The organism is Photorhabdus machadonis, assembly GCF_052657765.1.
Genome location: NZ_CP199761.1, coordinates 612,727 through 627,318, shown reverse-complemented (window position 1 = coordinate 627,318; position 14,592 = coordinate 612,727). Strand labels below are relative to the sequence as shown.

The 14,592-nt window shown below is 43.6% G+C and carries 14 protein-coding genes; 3 read left to right on the top strand and 11 right to left on the bottom strand.

Going from position 1 to position 14,592, the window contains the following annotated elements:
* The first annotated feature begins 100 nt into the window (after positions 1–100).
* Positions 101–2,287 (top strand): fatty acid oxidation complex subunit alpha FadB, encoded by a 2,187-nt coding sequence (gene fadB, locus ACUN2T_RS03005; RefSeq protein ID WP_445496182.1) that lies wholly within the window; start codon positions 101–103, stop codon positions 2,285–2,287.
* A gap of 11 nt (positions 2,288–2,298) precedes the next feature.
* Entirely contained in the window at positions 2,299–3,465 is a 1,167-nt protein-coding gene (gene fadA, locus ACUN2T_RS03000) for an acetyl-CoA C-acyltransferase FadA (protein WP_445496181.1), read from the top strand.
* Between the two features lie 90 nt (positions 3,466–3,555).
* Here fadA and fre read toward each other — a convergent pair whose 3' ends face one another.
* Both fre and ubiD read right to left on the bottom strand, forming a co-directional pair.
* Positions 3,556–4,257, bottom strand: coding sequence for an NAD(P)H-flavin reductase (fre, locus tag ACUN2T_RS02995; RefSeq protein WP_445496180.1), 702 nt, complete (start codon positions 4,255–4,257; stop codon positions 3,556–3,558).
* Between the two features lie 10 nt (positions 4,258–4,267).
* On the bottom strand, positions 4,268–5,740 hold the full coding sequence (gene ubiD, locus ACUN2T_RS02990; RefSeq protein ID WP_445496179.1) for a 4-hydroxy-3-polyprenylbenzoate decarboxylase: 1,473 nt from the start codon (positions 5,738–5,740) through the stop codon (positions 4,268–4,270).
* A gap of 491 nt (positions 5,741–6,231) precedes the next feature.
* Here ubiD and rfaH point away from each other — a divergent pair, with 491 nt between their 5' ends.
* On the top strand, positions 6,232–6,720 hold the full coding sequence (rfaH, locus tag ACUN2T_RS02985; protein ID WP_445496178.1) for a transcription/translation regulatory transformer protein RfaH: 489 nt from the start codon (positions 6,232–6,234) through the stop codon (positions 6,718–6,720).
* A gap of 49 nt (positions 6,721–6,769) precedes the next feature.
* On the opposite strand, the gene hemB is transcribed toward rfaH, so the two are convergent.
* The 9 genes from hemB to ACUN2T_RS02940 all read right to left on the bottom strand — a co-directional run bounded on the left by hemB (position 6,770) and on the right by ACUN2T_RS02940 (position 14,580).
* Positions 6,770–7,783, bottom strand: coding sequence for a porphobilinogen synthase (gene hemB, locus ACUN2T_RS02980; RefSeq protein ID WP_445496177.1), 1,014 nt, complete (start codon positions 7,781–7,783; stop codon positions 6,770–6,772).
* Between the two features lie 109 nt (positions 7,784–7,892).
* Positions 7,893–8,669 (bottom strand): Sec-independent protein translocase subunit TatC, encoded by a 777-nt coding sequence (tatC, locus tag ACUN2T_RS02975; protein WP_445496175.1) that lies wholly within the window; start codon positions 8,667–8,669, stop codon positions 7,893–7,895.
* Positions 8,670–8,690: 21 nt separating this feature from the next.
* Positions 8,691–9,134, bottom strand: coding sequence for a Sec-independent protein translocase protein TatB (gene tatB, locus ACUN2T_RS02970; RefSeq protein ID WP_445496174.1), 444 nt, complete (start codon positions 9,132–9,134; stop codon positions 8,691–8,693).
* 3 nt (positions 9,135–9,137) lie between these two features.
* A complete protein-coding gene (tatA, locus tag ACUN2T_RS02965; protein WP_445496172.1) occupies positions 9,138–9,398 on the bottom strand; it encodes a Sec-independent protein translocase subunit TatA in 261 nt (86 codons plus the stop codon).
* 83 nt (positions 9,399–9,481) lie between these two features.
* Complete coding sequence (gene ubiB, locus ACUN2T_RS02960; RefSeq protein ID WP_445496171.1) at positions 9,482–11,122, bottom strand: ubiquinone biosynthesis regulatory protein kinase UbiB; 1,641 nt, start codon at positions 11,120–11,122, stop codon at positions 9,482–9,484.
* A complete protein-coding gene (gene ubiJ / locus ACUN2T_RS02955; RefSeq protein WP_445496169.1) occupies positions 11,109–11,759 on the bottom strand; it encodes a ubiquinone biosynthesis protein UbiJ in 651 nt (216 codons plus the stop codon). Before ubiJ ends, ubiB begins: the two co-directional genes overlap by 14 nt.
* A gap of 1 nt (position 11,760) precedes the next feature.
* The gene (gene ubiE, locus ACUN2T_RS02950; protein ID WP_445496168.1) at positions 11,761–12,516 is read right to left on the bottom strand and encodes a bifunctional demethylmenaquinone methyltransferase/2-methoxy-6-polyprenyl-1,4-benzoquinol methylase UbiE; all 756 of its coding nucleotides are present in this window, start codon (positions 12,514–12,516) and stop codon (positions 11,761–11,763) included.
* 72 nt (positions 12,517–12,588) lie between these two features.
* Entirely contained in the window at positions 12,589–13,899 is a 1,311-nt protein-coding gene (gene rmuC, locus ACUN2T_RS02945) for a DNA recombination protein RmuC (protein ID WP_445497791.1), read from the bottom strand.
* A gap of 150 nt (positions 13,900–14,049) precedes the next feature.
* Positions 14,050–14,580, bottom strand: coding sequence for a DedA family protein (locus ACUN2T_RS02940; protein ID WP_445496167.1), 531 nt, complete (start codon positions 14,578–14,580; stop codon positions 14,050–14,052).
* Between the last annotated feature and the right edge of the window lie 12 nt (positions 14,581–14,592).

Here is a 14,592-nt window from a genome sequence, read left to right as displayed (position 1 = left end):
TGCAAAAAACTAATCACTCATTTGCATTTACTTAACATAATAACCACAATCAAGTCTATCTGGTCATACCAGATGGTATGCGCTCATTTAGGAGAACGACATGCTCTATCAAAGTGAAACAATTCAAGTAAGCTGGCTGAAAGATGGCATTGCTGAACTGGTTTTCAATGCCCCCGCCGCTATTAATAAACTGGATACCAAAACTGTTGCATCTCTGGATAAGGCTGTCGCCAGTCTGGAGCAACAAACTGAATTAAAAGGCGTTTTATTACGCTCTGATAAAGCTGCATTTATTGTTGGTGCAGATATTACTGAATTTCTCTCTTTATTCGATGCACCTGTAGAAAAATTGCAAGAGTGGCTTGATTTCGCAAATAGCATTTTTAACCGGATAGAAGATTTACCCGTCCCAACCATTTCAGCGATAAATGGTTATGCCCTTGGTGGCGGTTGTGAATGTGTTCTGTCTACAGATTTCCGTATAGCCTCCCCCGATGTGCGCATTGGGCTGCCAGAAACCAAGCTTGGTATTATGCCTGGTTTTGGCGGCTCAGTTCGCCTTCCACGCCTAATCGGGACTGATAACGCACTGGATATTATTGCTGCTGGTAAAGACATTGGTGCAGAAGAAGCATTGAAAAATGGCCTGATTGATGCCGTTGTCGCTAGTGAAAAACTGATTAATTCTGCAATATCAATGCTGGAACAGGCTATTGCAGGGAACCTTGATTGGAAAGCAGCACGCCAGCCAAAGTTAGAGCCTTTGAAACTCAATGAAGTTGAACGTGGCATGAGTTTTAGCGTGGCAAAAGGTATGGTGATGAAAGTTGCCGGTCCTCATTACCCTGCACCGATTACCGCAGTTAAATCCATAGAAAAAACCGCTACACTTGGCCGTGATGAAGCACTGAAAGTGGAAGCCACCAACTTTATCACTCTGGCACAGACAAATGTTGCCCGTGCTTTAGTCGGTATTTTTCTTAATGACCAGTACATAAAAGGACTGGCGAAAAAACATCTGAAAGAAGTCACCACACCTGAGTATGCCGCAGTTCTGGGCTCAGGGATTATGGGTGGCGGTATCGCCTATCAGTCTGCCCGTAGAGGGGTTCCTGTCATGATGAAAGACATCAATCAACAGGCCCTTGAATTAGGTATGAATGAAGCTGCAAAACTGCTGAACAAACAGTTTGAACGTGGCCGTCTGAATGCCATAAAAATGGCGCGAACCCTTTCTTCTATTCAACCTACATTAAATTATGCCGGTATCGAACAGGCTCAAATAGTGATTGAAGCCGTAGTAGAGAACCCTAAGATCAAAGCAGCTGTACTCTCAGAAACTGAAACTCTAGTTAATAAAGAGTGTGTTCTAGCATCCAATACTTCAACAATTCCAATTTCAGAATTAGCTAAGTCCCTAAAAAACCCAGAAAACTTCTGTGGTATGCATTTCTTTAACCCGGTGCATCGTATGCCACTGGTTGAAGTCATCCGTGGTGAAAAAACCTCTGAAAAAACAATTTCAACTGTAGTTGCTTACGCCAGCAAAATAGGTAAAACACCTATTGTCGTTAACGACTGTCCAGGATTCTTTGTCAACCGGGTGCTGCTCCCTTATCTCCTTGGCTTCGGTATGTTGTTGCGTGACGGTGGTGATTTCCGCCAGATAGACAAAATTATGGAAAAGGAATTTGGCTGGCCGATGGGTCCTGCTTATCTTATTGATGTCATTGGTCTTGATACTGCATATCATTCTCAGTCAGTCATGGCTCAAGGATTCCCGGATCGTATGCAGCGTGATTATAAAGATGCTATTGACGTTCTATATGAAAATCAACGCTACGGACAGAAAAACAGTATCGGTTTCTATAAGTACACACAGGATAAGAAAGGCAAACCAAAGAAAGAGCAGGACGAGCAAACAGATCAACTGTTGGCAACCATCTGCCAACCGAAGAATAATTTCTCCGGTGAAGAGATCATTGCCCGTACTATGATCCCCATGATCAATGAAGTTGTCCGTTGTTTGGAAGAAGGTGTCATTGCCAGCCCGGCAGAAGCTGATATGGCCCTAGTTTATGGTATTGGTTTCCCTCCGTTCCGCGGTGGTGTTTTCCGTTATCTGGAAACAATGGGAACAGCAAATTACGTTAAAATGGCTGAGAATTATGCTCACCTCGGTGCTCTTTATCAGGTACCACCTGGTTTGAAAGCCAAAGCTGAACGTAATGAAAGTTACTACCCTACAGCAGCAACGATTGCTGTCAGCACCGGAACAACAGCGTGAGGTCTGGAAACATGGAAAATGTAGTCATTATTGATGGCATCCGCACCCCAATGGGGCGCTCAAAAGGTGGTGCATTCCGTCAGGTCCGGGCTGAAGATCTCTCTGCTCACCTGATGAAAGAGATATTTAAACGTAACCCGGCAGTACAGAAACACAAAGTAGATGATATCTACTGGGGCTGTGTTCAGCAAACTCTGGAGCAAGGCTTCAACATTGCCCGTAATTCTGCCCTACTGGCTGATATCCCTCACTCTGTACCTGCCGTGACCGTTAACCGGCTATGCGGTTCGTCAATGCAAGCGCTGCATGATGGTGCCCGCATGATTATGACCGGAGAAGCCAGTGTCACACTGATTGGTGGTGTAGAACATATGGGTCATGTTCCGATGACTCATGGTGTGGATTTCCATCCTAAAATGAGCCTGAGTGTCGCCAAGGCCGCAGGAGTTATGGGTTTAACCGCCGAAATGCTGGCAAAGATTCACCATATCAGCCGTGAAATGCAGGATGAATTTGCATTTCGCTCTCACCAACGTGCAACACAAGCAACGCAATCAGGTGCATTCTCCAATGAGATATCACCAATTTATGGTCACGATGCCGATGGCATACTAAAACTGTTTGATCACGATGAAGTTATCCGTCCAGATACCAATCTGAAAGATCTGGCAGCTCTGCGTCCTGTCTTCGATCCAGTAACAGGATCGGTTACAGCAGGCAGCTCCTCTGCCTTATCCGATGGTGCATCGGCAATGCTGGTAACCAGTGAAAGCTATGCTAAAAATCTGGGGCTAAAACCTCGCGCCCGTATCCGTTCTATGGCAGTTGTTGGTTGTGATCCTTCCATTATGGGATATGGCCCTGTCCCTGCTACACAGAAGGCTCTCAAAAAAGCAGGTTTAGAGTTGGATGATATTGGCGTCATTGAACTAAACGAAGCATTTGCCGCTCAATCACTTGCCTGCATGAAAGGTCTGAATTTGCTGGATCGCATGGATGACAAAGTGAACCTTAATGGTGGAGCAATCGCTCTCGGGCACCCATTAGGCTGTTCAGGTGCTCGCATTACAACAACATTGTTGAATCTAATGGAGCGCCGCGATGTTCAGTTTGGGCTGGCAACCATGTGTATCGGTTTAGGCCAAGGTATTGCCACTATTATAGAAAGAATGGATTAAGAACTTATCTGTAAAAAAATATTATTATAACTGAGTCGTTGTTGCCGTAATTCCCGCCTGTCAGGGGCGGGTTTTTTTATTATTATTATTTTAAATGAATTCGAAAGCATCGCCATACATGTTGTCAGCAGAAGCATCACGCTCACTGCAAAAGCGCTCACGAGCAATTTTTGCCATTTCAAATCGCCCTGCAATATAGATATCATGATTGGCTAAGCTGCCAAAATCCTCTAATACTGCTTTGAGCACGGTTCCAGTACGTCCACACCATCCATTCTCCGACTGTTCAACAACCGGAACAACCATCAGATTAGGGTAACGCTCTGTAAGCAATTGTAATTCAGCAAGATCGTATAAATGTTGTGATTCTCTGCCACCCCAATAAATAGAGATCTGGCGCTCAGGTTGTTCTTCCAACGCTGTCAGCAATATAGAACGGGTATAAGAAAAACCCGTCCCTCCCGCAATCAATAACAGCGGATTCGTGCTACTCTGACGGAACCAAGCCTTACCATGAGGGATATCAACATTGATCACTTTCTGATCCAAAATTCTATCCATCACAGCCATCGCATATAAATTCAGTTCAGAAGCACCAATATGCAATTCAATGAACTTCTTTTCTGAAGGTGTTGATGCCATTGAAAACGGACGCTTATCTCTCTGATCCATCACCACCATCAGATATTGACCGGCGCGGAATGAGAACGGAGAATCGGGAAGTAACCGAACCCGATAAACCGTCTCCGTAATAGCCTCTACAGAGGTTACTTTACAGCTCAGTGTTGTCATGCGTTCCCTCTTATGGTCCTAAAATATCTAATTCATCCCAAATCTTGTTGACGCGGGTACGCACTTCTTCACTCATCACAATAGGGCGTCCCCATTCCCTCTGCGTCTCCCCCGGCCATTTGTTCGTTGCATCCATTCCCATTTTCGATCCTAATCCTGAGACTGGTGATGCAAAATCGAGATAATCGATTGGTGTATTCTCCATTAATACTGTATCTCTTGCCGGATCCATTCGTGTAGTTATTGCCCAAATGACATCGTTCCAGTCTCTGGCATTAATATCATCATCACAAACAATAACAAATTTTGTATACATAAATTGCCGCAGATATGACCAAACTCCCATCATGACTCGCTTGGCATGACCTGCGTACTGTTTCTTCATGGTCACAACGGCAAGACGATAGGAGCAACCTTCCGGCGGCAGATAAAAATCGACAATTTCAGGAAACTGCTTTTGTAAAATCGGGACTAACACCTCATTCAGTGCAACCCCTAACACAGCAGGTTCATCTGGCGGGCGACCAGTATAAGTAGAATGATAAATGGCATCGTGACGCTGAGTAATATGCGTTACGGTGAACACTGGGAACATATCGATTTCATTATAATAACCCGTATGGTCACCATATGGCCCTTCTGCAGCTAATTCGCCAGGCTCAATATATCCCTCCAATATGATCTCAGCACTTGCTGGTACCTCCAAATTATTTGAAAGACATTTCACAACTTCTGTTTTATATCCTCGTAATAACCCAGCAAATGCATATTCCGACAACGTGTCAGGAACGGGTGTCACAGCCCCCAATATTGTTGCCGGATCGGCACCTAACGCAACAGCTACCGGGAAGCGTTCTCCTGGATGTGCCTGACACCATTCCTGAAAATCAAGGGCTCCACCACGATGAGATAACCAGCGCATAATGAGTTTATTTTTACCCAGCACTTGCTGGCGATAAATCCCAAGATTTTGCCGCTCTTTATTCGGACCACGGGTTACCGTCAGCCCCCAAGTAATCAACGGAGCAGCATCTTCTGGCCAACAGTGCATTATAGGAAGGCGGGTTAAATCTACATCGTCACCAGCCCAAACTTGCTCCTGACAAGGCGCACTGTTAAGCCGTTTGGTCGGCATATTAAGAACTTGCTTAAATTTCGGTAGCTTCTCCACCAAGTCACGAAAGCCTTTCGGAGGATCGGGTTCTTTCAAAAAAGCCAGCAACTTACCTACATCATGCAAAGCCTTAACATCTTTCTGCCCCATCCCCATAGCAACACGCTCAGTAGTACCAAACAAATTACACAATACAGGCATTGAATAACCTTTGGGATTTTCAAACAGCAAAGCAGGTCCACCAGCACGAAGGGTCCGATCCGCAATTTCAGTCATCTCTAAATAAGGATCAACTTCGAGACTGATGCGTTTCAACTCACCTTTCTGCTCCAACAAGGTTAGAAAATCTCTTAAGTCACGGTATTTCATACTATCCATTCATGCCGGTTTTTAAGGGGAAAAACATTATAAGCTATCCCACTGCGCTTTTTTTATGTTTTTATCGGAAGACTACAAAACTAAACCAATAACTTACTAAAAAGCAATGGATTTTACTCAACCTTGCGACCTCAGAGCCAAATACAACACAATGAGACCCAAATTAGTGAATACCTTAGTGTCAGCGCTTTCGCCTAACTCAACCAATTCGGATTACCTAAAAGTTTGCTATTACTCAGCAGAAATACTTCTCTCTTTCTTTTCCTTATATTAATTGCAGAAAGAATCACCAATATTATATTTTTCGCTTTACTCATGGCTTACCATGATATTACTTACAGCATTTTCACAAAGAAACGCAGTACCCATTCCACTCATAACAATAAATATCTATCATCAAATAATTATCACTAAGATAATTCCTGTAATGCCCTTTCCTATTTTGCTATGCTTAATAGTCATTGGATCAAGGTTAAATAAACATGGAAAACTGGTACCTCATCTACTGTAAGCGTGGGCAAATTTCACGAGCAATAGAAAATCTGGAACGACAGGATGTTGCCTGCCTGACTCCTACCGCGAAAATTGAAAAAATAACTCGCGGTAAACGTACTGTGAATACAGAACCCCTTTTTCCTAATTACCTATTTGTTCAGTTTGACCCAGAAGTTATTCATACCACGACTATCCATTCAACACGCGGCGTTAGCCATTTTGTCCGTTTTGGTATACGCCCGGCTATCGTACCGGACGCTCTTATTAATGAAATCATGTCTGCAACAGAACAAGAATATGTATCACCAAATACACCTGTGACCGGTGATACAGTATTAATCACAGAAGGAATATTTGAAGGATTGCAGGCTATCTACAATGAGCCAGATGGAGAAACCCGCTCTATTCTATTACTGAATATTCTGAATAAACAATTACCTAAAGCACTTGATAACAAACAGTTTGTGAAGCTTTAATCAGAAAAAAAACGGGCAGAATTCACATTCACCCGTTTTTAATCAAATATTAAAACCTCTGCTCATATAACTGTTGAGCAACCTGTTTTGCAAAATATGTCAGTACACCATCCGCTCCTGCACGCTTGAAGCATAACAAGGACTCCATAATGACCTGCTCCTGCAACCAACCATTCTGGATCGCAGCCATGTGCATAGCATATTCGCCAGATACTTGATAAGCAAAGGTCGGCACACCAAAGGTGTCTTTTACCCGGCGGATAACATCCAGGTAAGGCATACCCGGTTTAACCATTACAGTATCAGCACCTTCCTGCAAATCCTGTGCAATCTCCTGCAATGCTTCATCACTGTTAGCCGGGTCCATCTGATAGGTTTTTTTATTACCCCCTTTCAGATGACTACTTGAACCGATCGCATCACGGAATGGGCCATAATAACCCGAAGCATACTTAGCAGAATAGGCCATAATCTGAGTATTTACATGGCCTTCCGCTTCAAACAACTCGCGGATTGCACCAATACGTCCATCCATCATATCGCTCGGTGCGACAATCTCAGCCCCAGCCTCTGCATGTGACAGAGCCTGTTTGCCCAAAATTTCTTTGGTTACATCATTAATCACATAACCATCTTGATCGATGATCCCATCCTGACCATGTGTAGTGAATGGGTCTAATGCTACATCAGTCAGCAATCCCAATTCAGGAACAGCATTTTTCAGCGCACGAACCGTGCGTTGAACCAGTCCATCAGGACTATACGCTTCTTTCGCATCCAAAGATTTTTTATCTGCTTCAATAACAGGGAACAGAGACAAAACAGGAATACCCAGTCGGGCAATCTCTTCAGCTTCTTTCAGCAAAAGATCCCCTGTCAGACGATACACTCCTGGCATAGAAGGTACTTCTTGACGACGGTTAGTGCCTTCCATCACAAACACCGGATAGATTAAATCATTAACAGTTAATTGATTTTCAGCAACCAGACGACGGGAAAAATCATGACGGCGCACTCGGCGCATACGGCGACCAGGGAAAGTTCCTGGAAATGCATAGCTCATATAGCTCTCCTAACTCAAACCCAGCACATAGACGCTGGGTTAATTAATATGCTATCGCTTTGAGTTAATTATCTTAGCACTACAGAACAACATGTTAAGATTACTATTATCACCTTTCCGTATTTGCTTCTGATGTTTGCTCTTCTTCTGAACGATCTCCCAGTTTGCGCTGTCCAGTGTAGAATCGGGAAAGTAAAATCCCCAATTCAAACAGCAGATACATAGGAATAGCGAGTAAGGTTTGTGAGAAAACATCCGGCGGCGTCAATAACATGCCAACAACAAAAGTACCTACCAAAATATACGGCCGCTTTTTCTTCAGGGATTCAGGTGTAACTACTCCACTCCAGCACAACAAAATAATGGCAACCGGGACTTCAAAAGAGACACCAAAGGCCATAAATAGTGCCATGACAAAGCTCAGATAATTACTAATATCCGTTGCAATCAGAACCCCTACAGGAGCTGTCTTAGCAAAGAATCCAAAAGCAATCGGAAATACAATGAAGTAAGCAAATGCCATCCCCAAATAAAACAACAGGCTACTGGAAACGAGCAAAGGGATCATCAAGCGACGTTCATGCTTATATAACGCGGGTGCAATAAATGCCCATACCTGATAGAGAACCATAGGTGCAGATACGAATATAGACACCATAATGGTTAGCTTTATTGGTGTAAAAAAGGGAGAGGCAACATCCGTCGCTATCATACTGGCACCTTGAGGCAATTGCTTAATCAAAGGTGCAGAGATCATCTGATAGATATCGTTAGAAAAATAGACCAACGCTAAAAAAACCACTAATACAGTAAGTAAACTGTTTAGAATTCGCTTACGCAGTTCAATAAGGTGACTGATAAGTGGTTGAGTATCATTAACAGCCATGTTTTCGTGTTCACCATTAACTTAATCAGAAGTTTTTTTCTTCGTTTCAGAAACCGCTTTATCATCCACCGGAGAAGATAATATGGGCGAAGCCACAATCTGAGACGCTGCTGGCTTTGGGGCCACCGCATCTGTTTCTGATGCTTTCATATTCCCTACATCAGGCTCATTTTGGTATGCCTTTTTCAAAGACTCAGCCGCTTCTTTTAGCTCATCCATCGAAGCTTTTAATTCCGGGGACAAATTCTGTAACCCCGCCTCTTCTTCGACTTTTTTCAGGCTTTCCTGGAGCTCTTGCAATTTCAGCTCCTGAGCAAGCTCATTTTGGACGTTAGCTGCTAAAGAGCGTAATGCTCTGATCCAGCCGGCAACCGTTTTAACTGCCACCGGTAACCGTTCTGGCCCCAGAACCACCAAGCCAATGACCATAACCAACAGCAGTTCACTAAAACCAATGTCAAACACGGTTTATACCTGCTCTTTGTTTTTGCTCTCAGATGATTCAGATTGAGCTACAGATTGCTTTTCAGCAATGTTTTTAGTCTCAAAATCAGCATCATTACTGGTTTTCTGAGCTTGCTGAGGCGGATTATCATCCCCTATCGCTTTTTTAAAACCTTTAATAGACGCTCCCAGATCAGACCCCAAAGTACGGAGTTTGTTTGTGCCGAATAACAGTACTACGATGACAGCAATGATGAGTAATTGCCAAATACTTATACCGCCCATTCTGGTTTACCTCTTTAACAGGGATTATCATTAATAGCTCACTATATGACGAACTATATACTCGAAAATACCGAAGACAAATTTTACTTTGTTTTACTTAACTGACACCAGCCAAACAGCCATGAAACGACACCGACACCCATAAACAACCAAGGAATATTGACTAAGCCAGACAACAAAAACAAACTCCCACAAAGAAATAGTGTCGCACCAACACCGAACAAATACTGTGACTGTCGCTGTTTTATCTGCTGCCCTTTTAACTGATCTGATAGCTTCTCAATGTTGGCTTGCAAATGTTTATGCTGTTGAAGACTGCCATACACTAATTCAGGTAGTTCCGGCAACTTTTCTGCCCAATAAGGTGCTTTTTCTTTCAGCGCCCGAATAACAGCCGGCAATCCAACCTGGCTATGTAACCACTCCTCCAGAAATGGTTTTGCTGTTTTCCACAAATCAAGCTGCGGATAGAGCTGTCGTCCTAATCCTTCTACATACAAAAGCGTTTTTTGCAGAAGCACTAACTGAGGCTGCACTGCCATATTAAAACGGCGGGCAGTATTAAATAGATTCAGAAGAACATGACCAAACGAAATTTCCGCCAGTGGCTTCTCAAATATTGGTTCACAGACTGTACGGATTGCAAATTCAAAGTCTTCAACATTAGTATCACTGGGAACCCAACCTGAATCCACATGAAGTTCAGCAACTTTCCGGTAATCACGATTAAAGAAAGCGATAAAATTTTCCGCCAGATAACGTTTATCATCCTTATTAAGCGAACCCACAATACCGTAATCAATACCAATATAAAACGGATCTTCAGGATGCTCATAACTGATAAAAATATTCCCAGGATGCATATCCGCATGGAAAAAACTGTCACGAAAGACTTGAGTAAAAAAGACCTGTACTCCCCGTTCAGCCAGCAATTTCATATTGGTGTTCTGCGCTTCCAGTGCTGCAATATCAGAAACCGGGATACCATAAACCCGTTCCATCACCAAAACATTTTCACGGCAATAATCAGAATAAATTTCCGGTACATAAAGCATTGAGCTATTTTCGAAATTACGGCGAAGCTGAATTGCATTAGCAGCTTCACGCAGTAAATTCAGCTCATCAATCAACGTCTTTTCGTATTCCCGCACCACTTCACGAGGGCGTAAACGACGCCCATCAGGCAGCAACATAGGTACCCAATTAGCCAGGCGGTACATTAACCGAATATCCGCTTTGATAACCGGCAGAATATCAGGGCGGATCACTTTGATAACAATTTCCTGACCATTCTCTTTTAACCGGGCAGTATGTACCTGCGCAATTGAAGCAGAGGCCAAAGCTACAGATTCAAAATCATCAAACCAGATTTCCAGCGCCCCCCCTAAAGAGGCTTCAATATATTGACGAGCCAGAGCACCGTCGAAAGAGGCAACTCGGTCTTGCAACAACGCCAGTTGATCAGCTATCGCCGGAGGAAAAAGATCACGCCGTGTTGAAAGCATCTGTCCAAATTTAATCCAGACAGGACCTAACTCCTGTAAGGCAAGTCGCAGCCTCTCCCCGAGCGATTTATCTTTATGTCTATTCGGGATCCAAAACAACAAATAACGTCCAAAACGAAGAGGCCAAGTCAAGCGAATCCGAGGAATCAGCTCATCCAACCCGTAAGAAAGAAAAACCCGTATGATCAAATAAAGGCGCCTTAATTCACCTGGAGTCATATTTTTCCTCTAATACTGTCAATCGTTGTTCTATTTGACTGATATCTTTAGTCAACACGCTGACCTCTTCGCTGAAATAAGCCACTTCAAGCGCATTTGGTGCCAGTTTCCATTCCTCCGTTAATGTTTCCACCAGATAATTTTTCTGACATTCTATTGAGCTGGAAACAAACTGAAATCCTTTTTTAATGGCCTGACTGATGCCTTCAGCAGCGATATCCCCGAGATAAGGGGAAAGATAATGGGCCAAATCCCATTCAACCATATCCAACAAAGCAGACCATTGCTGAACAACCTGCATATCCCCTTCAATAACCATTTCACCACTATTAAGCAACCTGGAAATTTGTTGTCGATCCCGTAGCGTAAGCAAAGCAGCAAAGTTAGTTTTAACCGTGCAATCGGCAGATTCAGCCCATTGACTTAATACATCCACTTGTTTTTCACTGAATACTAATGTGAGTGGTGTATTCATTTCTTGCAGTTCAATCGACAAAACTTTGCCCACCAGCCGCATACGGGCGGGCCTTAATACAGGTTCGCGGTACAACAGGTGATTCAACGATCTTTCCATCACTGCGGTTAAGACCGGCATAAGTGTGGAATTAATAGCTGTACTCAATGATGGTCTTTCCATCTTAGAATTTAAAACCTCTGTGTAGCGCAACAATACCGCCGGTCATATTGGTATAAGTCACCTGTTCGAAACCCGCATTTTCCATCATGGTTTTAAGTGTTTCCTGATCAGGATGCATACGAATGGATTCCGCCAAGTAGCGATAACTGTCAGCATCCTGGACAAAAACCTGCCCAATTTTTGGCAGTACATGAAAAGAGTATGCATCATAAGCTTTGCTTAATGGTGCGAGCAACGGTTTAGAAAACTCAAGTACCAATAAGCGCCCACCCGGTTTCAAAACCCGAAACATAGAACGCAGGGCTTTTTCTTTTTCAGTTACATTACGCAAACCAAAAGAGATAGTGATGCAATTAAAATAGTTATCAGGGAAAGGCAACGCTTCCGCATTAGCCTGCACATAGCTGACATTACCAACAATACCGGTATCACGTAATTTCTCACGCCCAACCTTCAACATAGACTCATTAATATCAGCAAGAACAACTTCACCCGTTTCACCAACTATACGAGAAAACTTGGCGGCCAAATCTCCGGTACCGCCAGCTAAATCAAGGACTCTCTGGCCTCGGCGAACACCACTGGCATGAATAGCCATACGTTTCCAAACACGATGAATGCCAAACGACATCAAATCATTCATTAAATCGTATTTTGCCGCAACGGAATGAAATACTTCGGCTACCATACCTTCTTTTTCATCTTTGGCTACGGTGCGGAAACCAAAATGTGTGGTTTGTTTCGTTTGGTCTACCATGTTATTTGCCCGTTTTTTATTCAAACTGTTATAAAAGTGTATCAGCCTTTCAGATAAAACCCTATCCTGGCGTTAATCATTAGCACAGGAGGGTTGGTTAGCCTTATTAGACAATTCGGGATCAATAGAACGTTTCACCTCAACCCCTAACTTACGAAACCCTTCTGCCTGGCTTATCAGATTACCACGCCCCTCAGTGAGCTTGTTCATTGCCAACCGATAACTCATCTGAGCTTTATCCAGGCTTTGCCCTAAGCCTTGCATATCATCAACAAACAAACGCATCTTATCGTACATACGGGATGCCTTATCCGCGATTAAACGCGCATTCTGACTTTGATATTCATAGCGCCACAAGTTATTAATAGTACGTACAGCAACTAATAATGTTGATGGACTAACCAGCATAATATTGTGTTTAAGTGCCTCATCAAGCAGCTCAGGCGCCCTGTTGAGCGCAACCAAATAAGCAGGTTCAATCGGAATAAACATCAGTATATAATCCAGCGATTTCAACCCGGGCAACTGCTGGTAATCTTTGCGGCTCAAACCACGGATATGACCTTTAATTGAGCTAATATGCTCCTGAAGGGCTGATTCCCGCTGGTGCTGATCTTCACTATTAAAATAACGCTCATAAGCGACCAGCGACATTTTGGCATCAATCACCACATCTTTCCCTTGCGGCAGATGAACAATCACATCGGGTTGGAAGCGGCTGTTACCCTCTGCCTTGATATTCACCTGAGTGCGAAATTCATGTCCTTCCCGTAAACCGGACGCTTCCAGAATACGCGCCAGCACCACTTCCCCCCAATCTCCCTGAATTTTGTTGTCACCTTTAAGTGCATTGGTCAGATTGACTGCTTCTTTCGCCATTTGAACATTCAGTTGCTGCAAGTTACGGATTTCATGTGCAAGAGTATGCCGTTCACGGGCTTCCTGACCAAAACTCTCCTGTACCTGACGGCGAAAACCATCAAGCTGTTCACGAAATGGTGCCAGAAGACTATTGAGACTCTGCCGGTTTTGTTCATCAGTACGACGGCCTGTTTGTTCAAAAATACGGTTAGCCAGATTTTCAAATTGGGTATTCAGGCGTAGTTCACTGTTGATCAATAACCGCTGTTTCTCTTCGGCAGCAAGACGGTTCTCTTCCAGACGTGTAGTCACTTCCCGCAACTCAGATTCTTGCACGTTATTGATTTCTCTCTGAGCCCGTAATTCTTGGTTCAGTTGCTCACATTCAACCCGCCAGTAAACAGACTGCTCAAGTTTTTCATTGGCAACTGCAAGCTGACTACTCAGTTCCCGTAACTCCAGTTCCTGCTGCTGAATACGTTGATGAATGAAAAGCCAGACGAGAGCCCCACCGCCCAACAGGCCACCAAGAACGCCAATCAACGTATATAACAACTGGATATCCACTTGTATTTCCTCTGTTATATTCTTCGACCTGTTAAGTTAAATTAACACTGTATAAATGTCCAGGTTGATTTACACAAGTGTCTCAGCCTGCGAAGCCGCTCTCAATTAACTTATCCATTGAGATAACCATTGCAAACCAAAAGCGCCCGGAGCTAATACCCCAAAAGACCAGATAAGTGCGGAACAGATATTGGCAATCTGGAAGTAACGCAACGGCATGGTACAAATACCTGCCACCAATGGCACAATTGCCCGGAATGGCCCAAAAAACCGACCAAAGAAAATGCTCCAAATACCCCAGCGCTCAAAGAAATTATGCGCTCGTGTCAGCAATTGTGGTTTACGGGAAATAGGCCAAATTTTACCAACATCACCTTTAAAATGCGCACCAGCGATATAGGATACCCAATCGCCCAAAAAAGCCCCTACTGCGGCGGCCAACCAAATTGACCAGAAGTTAAGGCCACTTTCACCTATTAATGCACCTAATCCAAGCAAAATGATCGTTGCAGGCAATAACAAGGAGAAAAAAGCCAGAGATTCACCAAAAGCAAGTAAGAAAACAATCGGCATGATCCAGGTATCGTGTGCTTTAACAAAAGCGACTACCAATTCAACTATTTCATGAAGGCTCAAATTCAAATTCCT